Raw genomic sequence first — 13,883 nt, forward strand, 5'->3', positions numbered from 1 at the left:
TTTTTCAAAAATTAACATGATATAAGACAAATTGACAGGTTTTACAATCTGTTTCATAATGAAAAGCGGAGTAAACGGTCTTTTTCATGTCATTGTTCATACATAGATTGAAATTTAAGAACGAATGGTAAAAGCCGGCTAGGGTTCAAACGAAAGTCTTATAACGGGAGGCTGCTTAACAGCTATGCAGCTTTCCGACGCATGCCTGTATGGCAAATAATGCATCAGATGCTGATGTGGTTATTTCAAATACCGGGCGATAGCTAAGGAGGATTTATTCATAATGGTAAAGCGCAGCCGTATCGTTGCCTTTTTCCTGATTGTTGTATTATTGGGAAGCTTAGCAGGTGCAACGACAAATAACATCTTAAAAAATATTAAGCTTGGACTTGATTTGCAGGGCGGGTTTGAGGTCCTCTATGAGGTAACGCCAAAAGATGGCCAGAAGGTTGATAAAGCAGTCCTTGCCAGTACTGCCGAAGCACTGGATAGGCGGATCAATGTACTTGGAGTCAGTGAGCCGAATATCCAGATTGAGGGAGATAAGAGGATCCGTGTTCAGCTTGCTGGTGTAACAGATCAGAATAAGGCAAGGGAAATTCTGTCCACAGAAGCTAATTTATCATTTAGGGATGTAAATGATCAATTGATGATGGATGGTTCAGACCTTGCTGAAAATGGAGCAAAGCAGACCTTCGATGAAAACGGAAAGCCAAGTGTTTCATTAAAGCTGAAGAGTGCAAGCAAATTTAAAGATGTAACTCAAAAAATTGTCAATATGGGAGCGCCAAATAACCTGCTTGTCATTTGGCTTGATTTTGAAGATGGCCAGGATTCATTCCAGGCAGAATCAGCAAAAGAAGATCCAAAATACTTATCTGCTCCACAGGTAAGCCAGATCTTTAATCAGGATACCGTGTCCATTGTTGGGAACTTTACGATAGAAGAAGCACAGACACTGTCGGATTTATTGAATGCCGGTTCCCTGCCTGTACAGCTCGATGAAGTTTATTCGACATCTGTAGGTGCGAAATTCGGTGAGCAGGCAATGGAAACGACTATTCTTGCCGGTATCATTGGAATTGCCATTATATTTATCTACATGATTGCGGTATACCGTTTCCCTGGTATTATAGCGACAGTTACTTTATCTTTCTATATTTATCTGATTTTACTCGTATTTGACTGGATGAATGGCGTATTGACGCTTCCTGGTATTGCTGCGCTCATTCTGGGTGTTGGTATGGCTGTTGATGCAAATATCATAACCTATGAGAGAATCCGCGAAGAAATAAAAGTGGGCAGGACAATCAAATCAGCTTTCCAGGCTGGTGAGAAAAACTCACTTTCGACCATATTTGATGCAAATATCACAACCATTTTAGCAGCAGCCGTTTTATTCCTGTATGGGACAAGCTCTGTAAAAGGATTTGCTACCATGCTTATTATAAGCATCCTGGCAAGCTTTATTACTGCTGTTTACGGTACAAGGCTTCTTATGGGTCTTTGGGTCCATAGTAAAGCTCTGAATAAAAAGCCAGGCTGGTTTGGCGTTAAGAAAAGTGAGATCAAAAATATTGCTGAAAATTACGATACACTTGATTTGCCGACCAAGTTCGATAAATTTGACTTTGTAGGGAACCGCAAGAAGTTTTTTATTCTATCTGCTGTATTAATTGCAGTAGGAATCATTGTTGTTTCTATTTTCCGCTTAAATCTAGGAATCGATTTTGTCAGCGGTACCCGCATTGAGCAGCAGGCAAGTGAACCTTTAACAAAAGAAAAATTTCAAGCTGAATTATCAGCGCTTGGAATTGAGACGGATGATATTGTCATCTCTGGTGATAATAAAGACATCGGTGTTGCTAGATTTAAAGATGTTTTAACTAAAGATGAAATAGCAGAAGTTAAAACTCATTTTCATGAAAACTTCGGCCAAGCTCCGAATGTCAGCACTGTTTCACCGACTGTAGGAAAAGAGCTCGCTAAAAATGCACTGAAGGCTCTTGCCATAGCCTCTGTAGGCATTATCATCTATGTAACCATTCGCTTTGAGATCAAGATGGCCATACCGGCAGTTCTCGCGCTGCTTCATGATGCTTTCTTTATCATTGCTGTATTTAGCTTCACGCGTCTTGAAGTGGACATTACCTTCATTGCGGCAGTGCTGACAGTAGTCGGTTATTCGATCAACGATACCATTGTAACGTTCGACCGGATGCGTGAAAATATGCAGAAAAAGAAAAAGCTCAAATCATTCGAAGATATTGCTGATGTTGTAAACAAAAGTCTTCGCCAAACGCTTGGCCGCTCTGTGAATACTGTTTTAACTGTTGTATTTACTGTCGTTGCGCTATTGGTGTTTGGAAGTGAGTCAATCAGAAATTTCTCCTTTGCACTTCTGATCGGTTTAATTGCAGGTACCTATTCTTCTATATTCCTTGCTGCGCAGTTGTGGGCAGTATGGAAAGGCAAAGAACTGAAAGAAAAAGGCGTTATTAATACCGTTAAAGAAAAACGCAAAGTCAGTGACGAACCTCAAGTATAATACTTTTAAAAACTCAGGCGAATGCCTGAGTTTTTTTATTAAACTGAAAAACTTAATGCCGTCTATTTTACAAATAAGGTTAATGATTCCTGGAAATAGGATAAACTAAAAACAAGTTCAGGGAGGAAGGAAGTATCGCTTTGGAAAATAACGATCGTTTTAAGAAAGCTGAATTTGCAGCTATAATTGGCATCGTGGGCAATATTATTCTTGCTGCCATCAAATGGGCGATAGGCGTATATTCAGGGAGTAAAGCGCTCGTGGCGGATGCGGTCCATTCTGCTTCAGATGTAGCCGGGTCCTTTGCTGTATATTTGGGGCTTAGAGCTGCAAAACAGCCGCCGGATGAGGATCACCCATATGGTCATGGAAAGGCTGAATTGATTGCAGCCATAATTGTTGCGGTCTTGCTGTTCCTAGTGGGAATTGAAATCGGCAAATCATCATTTGAGTCATTTTTTTCGCCAATTGAACCTCCAAAAGCAATTGCGATTGCGGCAGTGCTGGTTTCTATCATTGTGAAAGAAGCAATGTTTCGTTATAAGTATAATTTGGGAAAGAAACTTAACAGTGATGCTTTAATTGTAAATGCCTATGAACACCGTTCAGATGTATATTCATCAATTGCAGCTTTAATAGGCATTGGATGTGCGATTATTGGCGGAAGAATGGGGATCGAATGGCTTGAGTATGCAGATCCTGTTGCTGGCCTCATTGTTTCCATTATGATTCTCCAGATGGCATGGCGGCTGGGTAAAGAATCTATTCATAGCACACTTGATCATGTTCTTCATGAAGAAGATACACTTGAGATGCGCAAAACTGCTGAATCAGTTGAACAGGTTAAGAGGATTGATGAATTGCACGCCAGGGAACACGGACATTATGTAATTGTAGATATTAAAGTTTCGGTGGATCCGAATATGACTGTTGAGGCTGGCCATCGGGTGGGTAAAGAAGTGAAACGCAAACTGCTTGGTTTGGAAAATGTGCAAAATGTATTTGTGCACATTAATCCTTATAGGGAAGAGCGCATAAATTAGAGAATTTATTTGGGAGAGGATTGTATGAAATTTCAATGGGCTTTATTATTTGGTTTTTTATTTGCACTAATAGTTGCTATTTTTGCAGTAATCAATGTTGATAATGTAACGGTAAACTACTTGTTTGGGGAAAGCCAGTGGCCGCTCATTCTTGTAATTTTAGGATCAGTTCTTATGGGAGGACTGATTGTCGGTTCTGTTGGCCTTGTTCGAATCTACTCACTCCAAAGGAAAGTGAAAATACTAAAAAAGGAAAATGAAAAGCTGAATTCAGGAAATGCGGCAAAGGATAATGCCGATAACGAAGAAGTTGAAAAAGAGCTGGATAGGGATATACATTAAAATAAAGCAGACTTGGGCTTTTGCTCAAGTTTTTCTTTTGCCCGCAAAAGGTGACAGGCAATTAATATCTTTCTTTCCAAATCTGTATGGAATATCCCGATTTTAACTTATTGAAACACATGTCCCCCTCTTGTATAATTAATAAGCTGAGGGGTGAACGTATGTTACATTCAAGAACGCGATGGATTGTTCGGCAAACACAGGAGGATAAGGTGCAGCAGCTTTCAAAGGAATTGAACATTGCTCCTCTTGCAGCATCGCTGTTAATGAATCGCGGAATGGATACCGTTGATTCAGCACGGTATTTTTTATTCGATAAAGACCACGAATTTCATGATCCTTTTTTAATGACAGATATGGAAAAAGCTGTTTCCAGAATAAAAGAAGCAATTGAAAAACAGGAACCTATCTTAATTTTTGGTGATTATGATGCGGATGGAGTGACAAGCACTTCTGTCATGATGATGGCACTTAGAGATCTCGGTGCTGACGTCCAATTCTATATACCGAATCGATTTACTGAAGGCTATGGACCAAATATCCCGGCTTTTGAACATGCCGCTGATACCGGCATCCGTTTAATTATTACTGTAGATACAGGGATCTCGGCCGTAAACGAAGCAAAGGCTGCAAAAGAGCTTGGAATGGATTTGATTATTACAGATCATCATGAGCCTGGCCCGGAGCTTCCTGAGGCATGGGCAATTGTGCATCCTAAGCATCCGGACAGCAGTTACCCATTCCGGGAACTGGCTGGTGTTGGAGTAGCCTTTAAGCTTGCACATGCGCTGTATGGTGAAATGCCAGAACACCTTTTGGAAATAGCTGCTATTGGCACAATTGCCGACCTTGTTTCTTTAACAGGAGAGAACAGGCTTATTGCCAAGCGCGGGATTCAAAAGCTGAAATCAACTAAGAATACAGGTTTGAATGCCTTGTTTAAAGCGGCAGGAATCGAACTTCCATCCATTAGTGAAGAAACAATCGGGTTTACAATCGGGCCTCGACTCAATGCGGCCGGCAGGCTTGAAAGTGCGGATCCTGCAGTGGATTTGCTCCTGACAAAAGATCCATATGAAGCACAAGCCATTGCCGAAGAAATTGAAATGTTAAATAAGGAAAGGCAAGCTATTGTCAATGACATTGCAGCACAAGCGGTTAAAGAGGTCGAAATAAATTTTCCAATCAGTGAGAATTCAGTAATTGTTGTAGGCAAAGAAGGCTGGAATGCCGGTGTAATCGGAATAGTAGCTTCGAAGCTTGTTGAAAAGTTTTACCGCCCGGCCATTGTTCTCAGTTATGACAGTGAAAAAAGGCTGGCAAAGGGATCAGCAAGAAGTATAGAAGGTTTTGATCTGTTCAAAAATCTTTCTGAATGCCGGGATATCCTTCCTCACTTTGGAGGGCATCCAATGGCGGCAGGAATGACCTTGTCAATTGAATCGGTTGATGACCTCAGGGATAGACTGAATACTTTTGCAAATGAACAGCTGACCGAGGAAGATTTTATTCCCGTAACCAGCATTGATGGTGTCTTCCATCTAAAAGATATCAGCCTCTCTTCTATTGAAGAAATGCATCTGCTCGCTCCATTTGGAATGGGAAATCCAAAACCGAAAGTCATGATAAAAGATGCCAATATTGCCGCTATGAGAAAAATCGGATCTGATCAAACTCATATAAAGATCACCATCGAGAATGATGGATCTTCCCTTGATGGGATAGGCTTTGGCCTCGGACATTTGCATGAGCATATTTCACCATATTCCAAGCTATCGGTTATTGGCGAATTATCCATTAATGAATGGAATAATATTAAAAAACCGCAAATCTTCCTGCAGGATATGGCAGTGAACTCCTGGCAGCTATTCGATATCCGGAGTTTAAAGCGGCTCGAAAGGCTTCAAAGCGTCATTCCTTTGGAAAACACAACATGGATATTTTTTAATGAGGAACATATATCCAAGTTCAGGACATATGCAGGGGAAAACATGGTGAAAATAACATCTGAAGAGGATGCTGAAGCTATAAAACTAGAAGGCTCAAACATTGTGCTTGCTGATTTGCCGCCTTCAAAGGAAATGCTTGGTCATGTATTCTCTGGAAAAAAACCTGCCAGAATTTATGCTCATTTTTATAAAGAGGACAGTGATTATTTCAGCACTATTCCAACAAGAGATCATTTTAAGTGGTATTTTGCCCTGATTGCTAAGAAAGGCTCGATCGATATCAGGCGTCATGGAAATGACATAGCCAAGCATAAGGGCTGGAGCAGGGAAACGGTAGATTTTATGTCTCAAGTGTTTTTTGAATTGGATTTTGTTAAAATAAATAATGGTGTCATTTCGTTAAATAATACATCTGTTAAACGTGATTTAGCTGATTCGCGAACTTATCAGCTTAAACAGACACAATACACTCTTGAGAGCGATTTGCTCTATTCATCCTTTCAGCAGCTCAAAGACTGGTTTGATGAAGCTATGCAAGGGGCTGTAAAACTTGAGGAGGCAAAGGAAGAAAAATGGACTTAAAACAGTATATAACAATTGTGGAAGATTGGCCGAAGCCAGGCATAAAATTTAAAGATATTACAACACTTATGGACAACGGTGAAGCGTATAAATATGCGACTGACCAAATTGTTGAATATGCCCGTGAAAAGAAAATTGACCTGGTTGTTGGCCCGGAAGCGCGTGGATTCATCATCGGATGCCCTGTTGCTTATTCATTAGGTGTAGGTTTTGCCCCTGTCCGCAAAGAAGGAAAACTTCCCCGTGAAACAGTCAAGGTTAATTATGGCCTGGAATATGGAAAAGATGTTTTAACCATTCATAAAGATGCCATCAAACCTGGACAAAGAGTTCTGATCACTGACGACCTCCTTGCGACAGGCGGAACAATTGATGCAACTATCCAGCTGGTTGAAGAACTTGGCGGAGTAGTGGCAGGCATTGCATTCCTTATCGAATTAACATACCTTGACGGCCGCAAAAAGCTTGACGATTACGATATTTTGACATTGATGCAGTATTAATTTTTTCATACCAGGAGAGCGCCAGATGAAATGGCGCTCTTTTTTATTTATTTGTGAAAATAGATTATAAAGTGCTTCCAAAACCATTTATGGAAAAACAATAATGAAATTCGGACAAAAAACGACAAAATTTTTGTTATTCCCATAAAAATAACAGTCTATCCCTTTACATCTTCCCTTTTTTTTTCGATAATAGTAGCAATATTAATTTTTTTTATAACTTGTTGTAAATCCAATTTCAAAATTATTATATTATGCAAATGCATAAAATTTAGGGAGATAAAGGTGATTCCATGGCGAACGATCAAGTTCTGACCGCCGAGCAAGTCATCAACAGAGCAAAAGAATATTTAAACGATGAGCATGCAGAGCTTGTAAAGAAAGCGTATGAGTTTGCCAAGCATGCCCACCGTGAACAATATAGAAAGTCCGGTGAACCATACATTATCCATCCAATTCAAGTGGCAGGCATCCTTGCTGATCTGGAGATGGATCCATCAACGGTTGCTGCCGGCTTTCTTCACGATGTGGTTGAAGACACCGAAGTCTCATTAGAGAATATCGAGGAAGCCTTCAATTCAGAAGTGGCAATGCTTGTCGATGGTGTAACAAAACTGGGGAAAATTAAATATAAATCACAGGAAGAGCAGCAGGCTGAAAATCATCGGAAAATGTTTGTGGCGATGGCTCAGGACATCCGTGTAATCTTAATCAAGCTTGCTGACCGTCTTCATAATATGCGGACACTTAAGCATCTGCCAGCTGAAAAGCAGCGCCGCATATCAAACGAAACGCTGGAAATTTTTGCGCCTCTTGCCCATAGGCTTGGAATTTCAAAGATTAAGTGGGAGCTTGAAGATACGGCTCTAAGGTATCTGAATCCGCAGCAATATTATCGGATTGTGAACCTGATGAAGAAAAAAAGAGCGGAACGGGAAGAGTATTTAGATGATGTTATCAATGTCATGCGGGGCAGACTGTCAGAGGTTTCAATTAAAGCAGAGATATCCGGCCGCCCTAAGCATATTTACAGTATCTATCGAAAAATGGCGCTTCAAAATAAGCAATTCAATGAGATATATGATCTGCTTGCTGTACGCATTGTTGTAAGCAGCATTAAAGATTGCTATGCGGTTCTCGGGATTATTCATACATGCTGGAAACCGATGCCCGGCCGTTTTAAAGATTATATTGCCATGCCTAAACAGAATATGTATCAATCTCTTCATACTACGGTTATCGGGCCAAAAGGTGACCCGCTGGAAGTCCAGATCCGTACCATGGATATGCACAGAATTGCAGAGTTTGGTATTGCTGCCCATTGGGCTTATAAAGAAGGAAAAAGAGTGAATGAGGGCTCTTCTTTTGAGGAGAAGCTGACCTGGTTTCGTGAAATTCTGGAGTTTCAGGATGATGCTGCAAATGCTGAAGAGTTCATGGAATCACTGAAGATCGATTTGTTTTCCGATATGGTGTTTGTATTTACTCCTAAAGGGGATGTCATCGAACTTCCTTCCGGCTCCGTTCCAATTGACTTTGCTTACCGTATTCACTCGGAAATTGGAAATAAGACAATCGGTGCCAAAGTCAACGGGAAAATGGTCACGCTTGATTACAAATTGAAGACCGGCGATATCATCGAAATTCTGACATCCAAGCATTCCTATGGACCTAGCAAAGATTGGCTGAAGCTTGCTCAGACTTCACAGGCAAAAAATAGGATCCGGACTTTCTTCAAAAAGCAACGAAAAGAAGAGAATGTGGAAAAAGGGAAAGAGCTTGTTGAGCGGGAGATTCGCAATATGGATTTTGACCTGAAGGAAATTTTGACATCTGATAATGTTAAAAGGGTCGCAGAGAAATTCAATTTTGCCACAGAGGAAGATATGTATGCCGCCGTTGGCTATAACGGGGTAACGGCACTTCAGGTAGCCAACAGACTGACAGAAAAATGGCGCAAGAAACGCGATCTCGAACAAACCTCAGATATTACAAATGCTGTTTCGGAACTGAAGACTTTTCCATCTGCAAAAAAACGTGAATCCGGTGTCCGGGTTTCAGGTATTGATAACCTGCTGATTCGCCTTTCCCGCTGCTGTAATCCTGTCCCGGGAGATGAAATCGTCGGTTTTATTACAAAGGGCAGAGGAGTCTCTGTACACCGTGATGATTGTCCTAATATAGAAACGGATGATGCAAAACAAAGGCTCATCCCAGTTGAGTGGGAAACAGCCCTAAATGATCGGAAAGAATATAATGTTGAAATTGAAATTACCGGTTATGACCGCAGGGGATTATTGAACGAGGTCCTTCAGGCTGTTAATGAAACGAAAACCAATATCTCAGCCGTATCAGGACGTTCGGACCGCAATAAATCAGCAACAATTAATATGTCCATTGCCATACACAATGTCAGCCACCTGCAAAAGGTTGTGGAACGAATCAAACAAATTCCTGATATTTATGCAGTAAGAAGGATTATGAACTAAAGGGAGCAGATAGAATGCGTGTTGTAGTGCAGCGAAGCAAAGAAGCCAGTGTAAAGGTGGACGGAAAAACCGTCGGAAGCATCAAAAAGGGGTTTGTTTTGCTCGTTGGAATCACCCATGAAGATAAGGAAGAGGACGCGGCTTTTCTGGCTGATAAGATTGCCAATCTTCGCGTCTTCGAAGATGAAAATGGCAAAATGAATTTATCACTGCTCGATCAGGAAGGTGAAATTCTTTCGGTTTCCCAGTTTACTTTATATGGAGATTGCCGAAAGGGCAGACGGCCCAATTTCATGGAAGCGGCAAGCCCTGCGCATGCTGTGAAAATCTACGATGCTTTTAACCGGTTTTTAGAAGCTAATGGTCTGAAAGTAGAAACAGGTGAATTCGGAGCCATGATGGATGTTCAATTAATCAACGATGGACCCGTAACGTTAATATTAGAAAGCAAGTAAGGTTTTTAATAATGCAAAAAGCCCTGGCATCCCATTTGGGTGCCGGGGCTTTTGCTAATTTTTAAAATAGCGGGCAAGTCCCTGATAAATTCCTGCAGCGGCTGATTGCTGATACTGTGCAGAGGCAATTAGGGCTTCTTCAGCCGGATTGCTCAGATATCCAAGTTCAATCAGTACAGCATTGCGTTTATTTTCTCTTACTACATGGTAATCTCCGACTCTATAGCCCCGATCTCTCAGGTTGGTCATTGCTGTTACATTGGAGTGAATATTGGCTGCAAGTTCCTTTTGAAAAGAATGATAGTAATAGGTAGTCACTCCTCTTGCAGTCCGATCTGGCGTGCTGTCATAATGAATGCTGATAAAAGCATCTGCATTATGATAATGTGAAATGCCTACTCTGGAAGGAAGCGGCAAATAGGTATCTCCGTTCCTGGTCAGAATGACATTGGCTCCCGCAGTCCTTAGTTTTTCGGCAAGCAATTGAGCGGTTCTGATCGTAATATCCTTCTCACGGGTCCCTCTGGCTCCTGTGGTCCCGTTATCCCGGCCTCCGTGACCCGGATCAAGGACAACTGTTTTATTTTTCAGATGTTTTTCAGCCCCAGGCTTAGTTATAGCAGGTGCAGATCCCTCAACGGTGACGATCCATCCGGCAACAAAACCGTGCCCGCCGTTTGGCAGGCGAATTTCGTACCAATCGTTATTCAGACTGATAATTTCAAAGCTATCCCCTTTATTTGCCCTGTGAATGACAGATGACTGGGTGCCCGCTTTTTTTCTAATATTTGATCCGTTATGTAATATAATTGCTGAACTGCCGTTTACACTTTGCTGGGAAGAGCCGGAATGCTTCTCGGCTGCTATGTCTATGAACCATCTTGCCACCCATCCATAAGAACCAGGCTGATACTCTATCCTTGCCCAATTATCAGCTTGTTCAAGAATAGGAAAAGTCTGGCCTTTTGTAACAGAACCAATTGCTTTCCCCTTTAACGATCCTTTATTTCTAACGGTTAAAGAGGTTGCTGTAACAGTGCCGGATTTCCCGGCTGCTGACTGCTTTGGTTTGCTTTCTGATGGTGAGGATTGAACAGCAATATATTGGCTGCTGATCCACCCGGTATTGCCCGAGAAAGCGATCTCTGTCCAGCTGTCATTTTGAGAAAGAACAGCTACTGTCTCCCCCGAATTTAGTTTGCCGATGATGTCACTTTGAAGCGATGGCTTGTTTCTCACATTTAGGGAGTTTGCTGTGATTTTCCCGGTTTTGCTGCTGCTTAGTGAATTTTTCTTTTTGCTGCCGCTGTATTGGACGAATTCATTTGCGACCCACCCGTCTCCATAAGGTGTTTGGAGCTTAACCCAGCTTCCTTCTGTACTCTTGACCTTATAGGCTGTTCCTTTCTGTATAGTCCCCAGAACACCGTAACTTGTACCAGGTCCCTTTCTCACCCTCAGGCCATCTGTTGTGATAATTGCCTGGGAATTTGTACTAACTGCTTTTTCTCCTGTCTGATTGGTGGTCATATCGGAAACAAGCCAGCTGGCCACATAGCCGTCTTCACCCTGGAAATTAATTTTAATCCAATCTCCTTCACTGGAAAGAACGTTAAAGTGATCTCCTTTCTGGGCTTGTCCCAGAATGGGGTAGCTTAAGCCTGGGCCTTGACGTACGTTAAGATTATTTGTAGTGATTGTTACAGAACTATTTTCAGCTTTAACCTGTGTTTCCTCCTGTGTTATGCCAGCCAAAAGCATAAGACATATTACGAGAATAAGTGATTTTCTTTTCTTCAACAGGCCGCCTCCTTTCATAATTAAATCCTTATTAAAAGAAAAACAAACAAGGTGCCGGCAGTCAAGATAACTTTGGTCCTAGAATACTTCTGCATCTTGTGCAATTTCCCTTCTAATATCGGTTAATCAGCAATCATTTTTAGCTGGAATAAAATTTGTCCTGTTATGAAACATTTCATCTGAAAATGGAAATAATAGAACAGACTAAATAAAAAGGGTGAGCACTATGAGATTTGGAGAAAAAGGGATGTCTGCACAATCCGGTGAAAATCAGCTGTTCGGGGTAGATTTTCATGACTTTATACAAAGAGAACAAAACTCAAACATGATTGAACTCGCATCAGAGTTTGGACTATCTCTCAAGGATGTCAGGAAACTGAAAAAAAAGCTGGAACGATCATAACATGTTTTTAGTCTTGACATTGATGAAAATGCTCCGTATTATAATATAAATAAAATGACAAATACAATTAAATGTCTAGCTGAAGCGCCTGACCAAGGCGTTTCTGCTTTTCGATAAACCATTGATGGAGAAGAGTAGTTAAACCCCACATGAAAAGAGAGAGAGTGCCGCCCGGCTGAAAGCATTCTCACATGATGATTTAACGAAAGAACACTTCGTAGGTTTCTCTCTGAAAAAGGCGTGATCTTTAGTAGGAGCTGAACGTTAACAGGCGTTAACTGTAAAAGAGGAAGTCTATTTATCGGCTTCAACTAGGGTGGCACCACGGGAAAACCAAGCTCTCGTCCCTTGTATTTAATATACAAGGAGGCGGGAGTTTTTTTATTTTGGCGATGCTTTCGATCATGGCTGATTTATAGGCTAAAGCGTAAGGATCAATAAATTATACATAGTTATCATTTTGCATTAGGAGGTAATTTTCATGTCTATCCGAATACCAAGAGGAACGCAGGACATTTTGCCGGGGGAAGTTGAAAAATGGCAATTGATAGAAGAAAAGGCCAGGGAACTTTGTGAGAAATTCCAATATCGTGAAATCAGAACACCTATTTTTGAACATACAGAATTATTTCTGCGCAGTGTTGGAGACACGACGGATATTGTTCAAAAAGAAATGTACACGTTTGAAGACCGTGGCGGACGAAGCCTGACACTTCGTCCTGAAGGAACAGCTTCTGCTGTAAGGTCATTCGTTGAACATAAAATGTACGGTGATGCGAGCCAGCCTGTAAAGCTTTATTATATGGGCCCAATGTTCCGTTATGAACGCCCCCAGGCAGGACGTTTCCGCCAGTTTGTCCAATTCGGCGTCGAAGCGATCGGCAGCGCGGATCCGGCAATTGATGCGGAAGTTATCGCACTGGCAATGTCACTTTATAGAAGCATGGGCCTGCAAAAGCTTAAATTGATTGTGAACAGCCTGGGAGATAAAGAAAGCCGATCTGCACACAGAGAGGCTCTGGTCAATCACTTCAAGCCGCGGATCGGGGAGTTTTGCCAGGATTGCCAGAATCGCCTTGAAAAAAATCCAATGCGCATCCTGGACTGTAAACAGGACCGTGAACATGAGCTTATGAAATCTGCTCCATCCATCATTGATTATTTAAATGATGATTCAAAAGCCTACTTTGAGAAGGTTCAAAAGTATTTAAAGAACCTGGATATTGACTTTATTGTCGATCCAAATCTTGTTCGCGGCCTGGATTATTACAATCATACGGCCTTTGAAATTATGAGTGATTCCGAAGGTTTCGGAGCAATTACCACTCTTTGCGGCGGTGGACGATACAATGGCCTTACTGAGGAAATTGGCGGTCCTGAAGCGCCGGGAATAGGTTTTGCTTTAAGTATCGAGCGATTCATTGCTGCTCTTGAAGCAGAGAAGGTGGATCTGCCTCTTAATAAGGACATTGATTGCTACCTTGTATCCCTTGGAGAGGAAGCAAAGGATTACACAGTCGGCCTTCTTCAAAAACTTCGAATGGCAGGATATTCTGCTGAAAGAGATTATCTTGACAGAAAAATTAAAGCCCAGTTTAAAGCGGCAGACCGGTCGAATGCGAAGTTTGTTGCTGTCTTGGGTGAAGATGAACTTAAAGCGAACAAAATTAATGTAAAATCAATGGAATCGGGAGAACAAACAGAGCTTGGTCTTGATTCTTTTATAGAAAAATTTACAGAGCTTTATCAATCATAAATCAGTTTATATT

At 41.4% G+C, this 13,883-nt stretch carries 10 protein-coding genes and 1 other annotated feature; of the genes, 9 read left to right on the top strand and 1 reads right to left on the bottom strand.

Annotated features, from left to right (window positions below; translation table 11 throughout):
- Positions 1–283 precede the first annotated feature (283 nt).
- The 7 genes from secDF to dtd all read left to right on the top strand — a co-directional run bounded on the left by secDF (position 284) and on the right by dtd (position 9,911).
- On the top strand, positions 284–2,548 hold the full coding sequence (gene secDF / locus ACEQ1T_RS14060; RefSeq protein WP_370223424.1) for a protein translocase subunit SecDF: 2,265 nt from the start codon (positions 284–286) through the stop codon (positions 2,546–2,548).
- A gap of 140 nt (positions 2,549–2,688) precedes the next feature.
- Complete coding sequence (locus ACEQ1T_RS14065; protein WP_370223426.1) at positions 2,689–3,591, top strand: cation diffusion facilitator family transporter; 903 nt, start codon at positions 2,689–2,691, stop codon at positions 3,589–3,591.
- A 24-nt stretch (positions 3,592–3,615) separates the two neighbouring features.
- Positions 3,616–3,933: a lipopolysaccharide assembly LapA domain-containing protein gene (locus ACEQ1T_RS14070; RefSeq protein WP_206838901.1), complete on the top strand. Its 318-nt coding sequence runs from the start codon at positions 3,616–3,618 to the stop codon at positions 3,931–3,933.
- A gap of 161 nt (positions 3,934–4,094) precedes the next feature.
- Complete coding sequence (gene recJ / locus ACEQ1T_RS14075; RefSeq protein ID WP_370223427.1) at positions 4,095–6,464, top strand: single-stranded-DNA-specific exonuclease RecJ; 2,370 nt, start codon at positions 4,095–4,097, stop codon at positions 6,462–6,464.
- Complete coding sequence (locus ACEQ1T_RS14080) at positions 6,455–6,967, top strand: adenine phosphoribosyltransferase (protein WP_174749983.1); 513 nt, start codon at positions 6,455–6,457, stop codon at positions 6,965–6,967. The genes recJ and ACEQ1T_RS14080 overlap by 10 nt, the downstream gene beginning before the upstream one ends.
- A 293-nt stretch (positions 6,968–7,260) precedes the next feature.
- Positions 7,261–9,456, top strand: coding sequence for a bifunctional (p)ppGpp synthetase/guanosine-3',5'-bis(diphosphate) 3'-pyrophosphohydrolase (locus ACEQ1T_RS14085; protein ID WP_206838897.1), 2,196 nt, complete (start codon positions 7,261–7,263; stop codon positions 9,454–9,456).
- A 14-nt stretch (positions 9,457–9,470) separates the two neighbouring features.
- A complete protein-coding gene (gene dtd / locus ACEQ1T_RS14090; RefSeq protein WP_370223429.1) occupies positions 9,471–9,911 on the top strand; it encodes a D-aminoacyl-tRNA deacylase in 441 nt (146 codons plus the stop codon).
- A 54-nt stretch (positions 9,912–9,965) separates the two neighbouring features.
- Here dtd and ACEQ1T_RS14095 read toward each other — a convergent pair whose 3' ends face one another.
- Positions 9,966–11,711 (bottom strand): SH3 domain-containing protein, encoded by a 1,746-nt coding sequence (locus ACEQ1T_RS14095; protein WP_370223430.1) that lies wholly within the window; start codon positions 11,709–11,711, stop codon positions 9,966–9,968.
- 226 nt (positions 11,712–11,937) lie between these two features.
- On the opposite strand from ACEQ1T_RS14095, the gene ACEQ1T_RS14100 reads away from it, so the two are divergent.
- On the top strand, positions 11,938–12,114 hold the full coding sequence (locus ACEQ1T_RS14100) for a hypothetical protein (RefSeq protein WP_026041802.1): 177 nt from the start codon (positions 11,938–11,940) through the stop codon (positions 12,112–12,114).
- 112 nt (positions 12,115–12,226) lie between these two features.
- Positions 12,227–12,466: a binding site (T-box leader), on the top strand.
- A gap of 129 nt (positions 12,467–12,595) precedes the next feature.
- Positions 12,596–13,870 (top strand): histidine--tRNA ligase, encoded by a 1,275-nt coding sequence (gene hisS, locus ACEQ1T_RS14105; RefSeq protein WP_206838891.1) that lies wholly within the window; start codon positions 12,596–12,598, stop codon positions 13,868–13,870.
- The last annotated feature ends 13 nt before the right edge of the window (positions 13,871–13,883 follow it).

Origin of the sequence: Cytobacillus sp. (genome assembly GCF_964223445.1) — a bacterium.
GTDB lineage: Bacteria > Bacillota > Bacilli > Bacillales > Cytobacillaceae > Cytobacillus.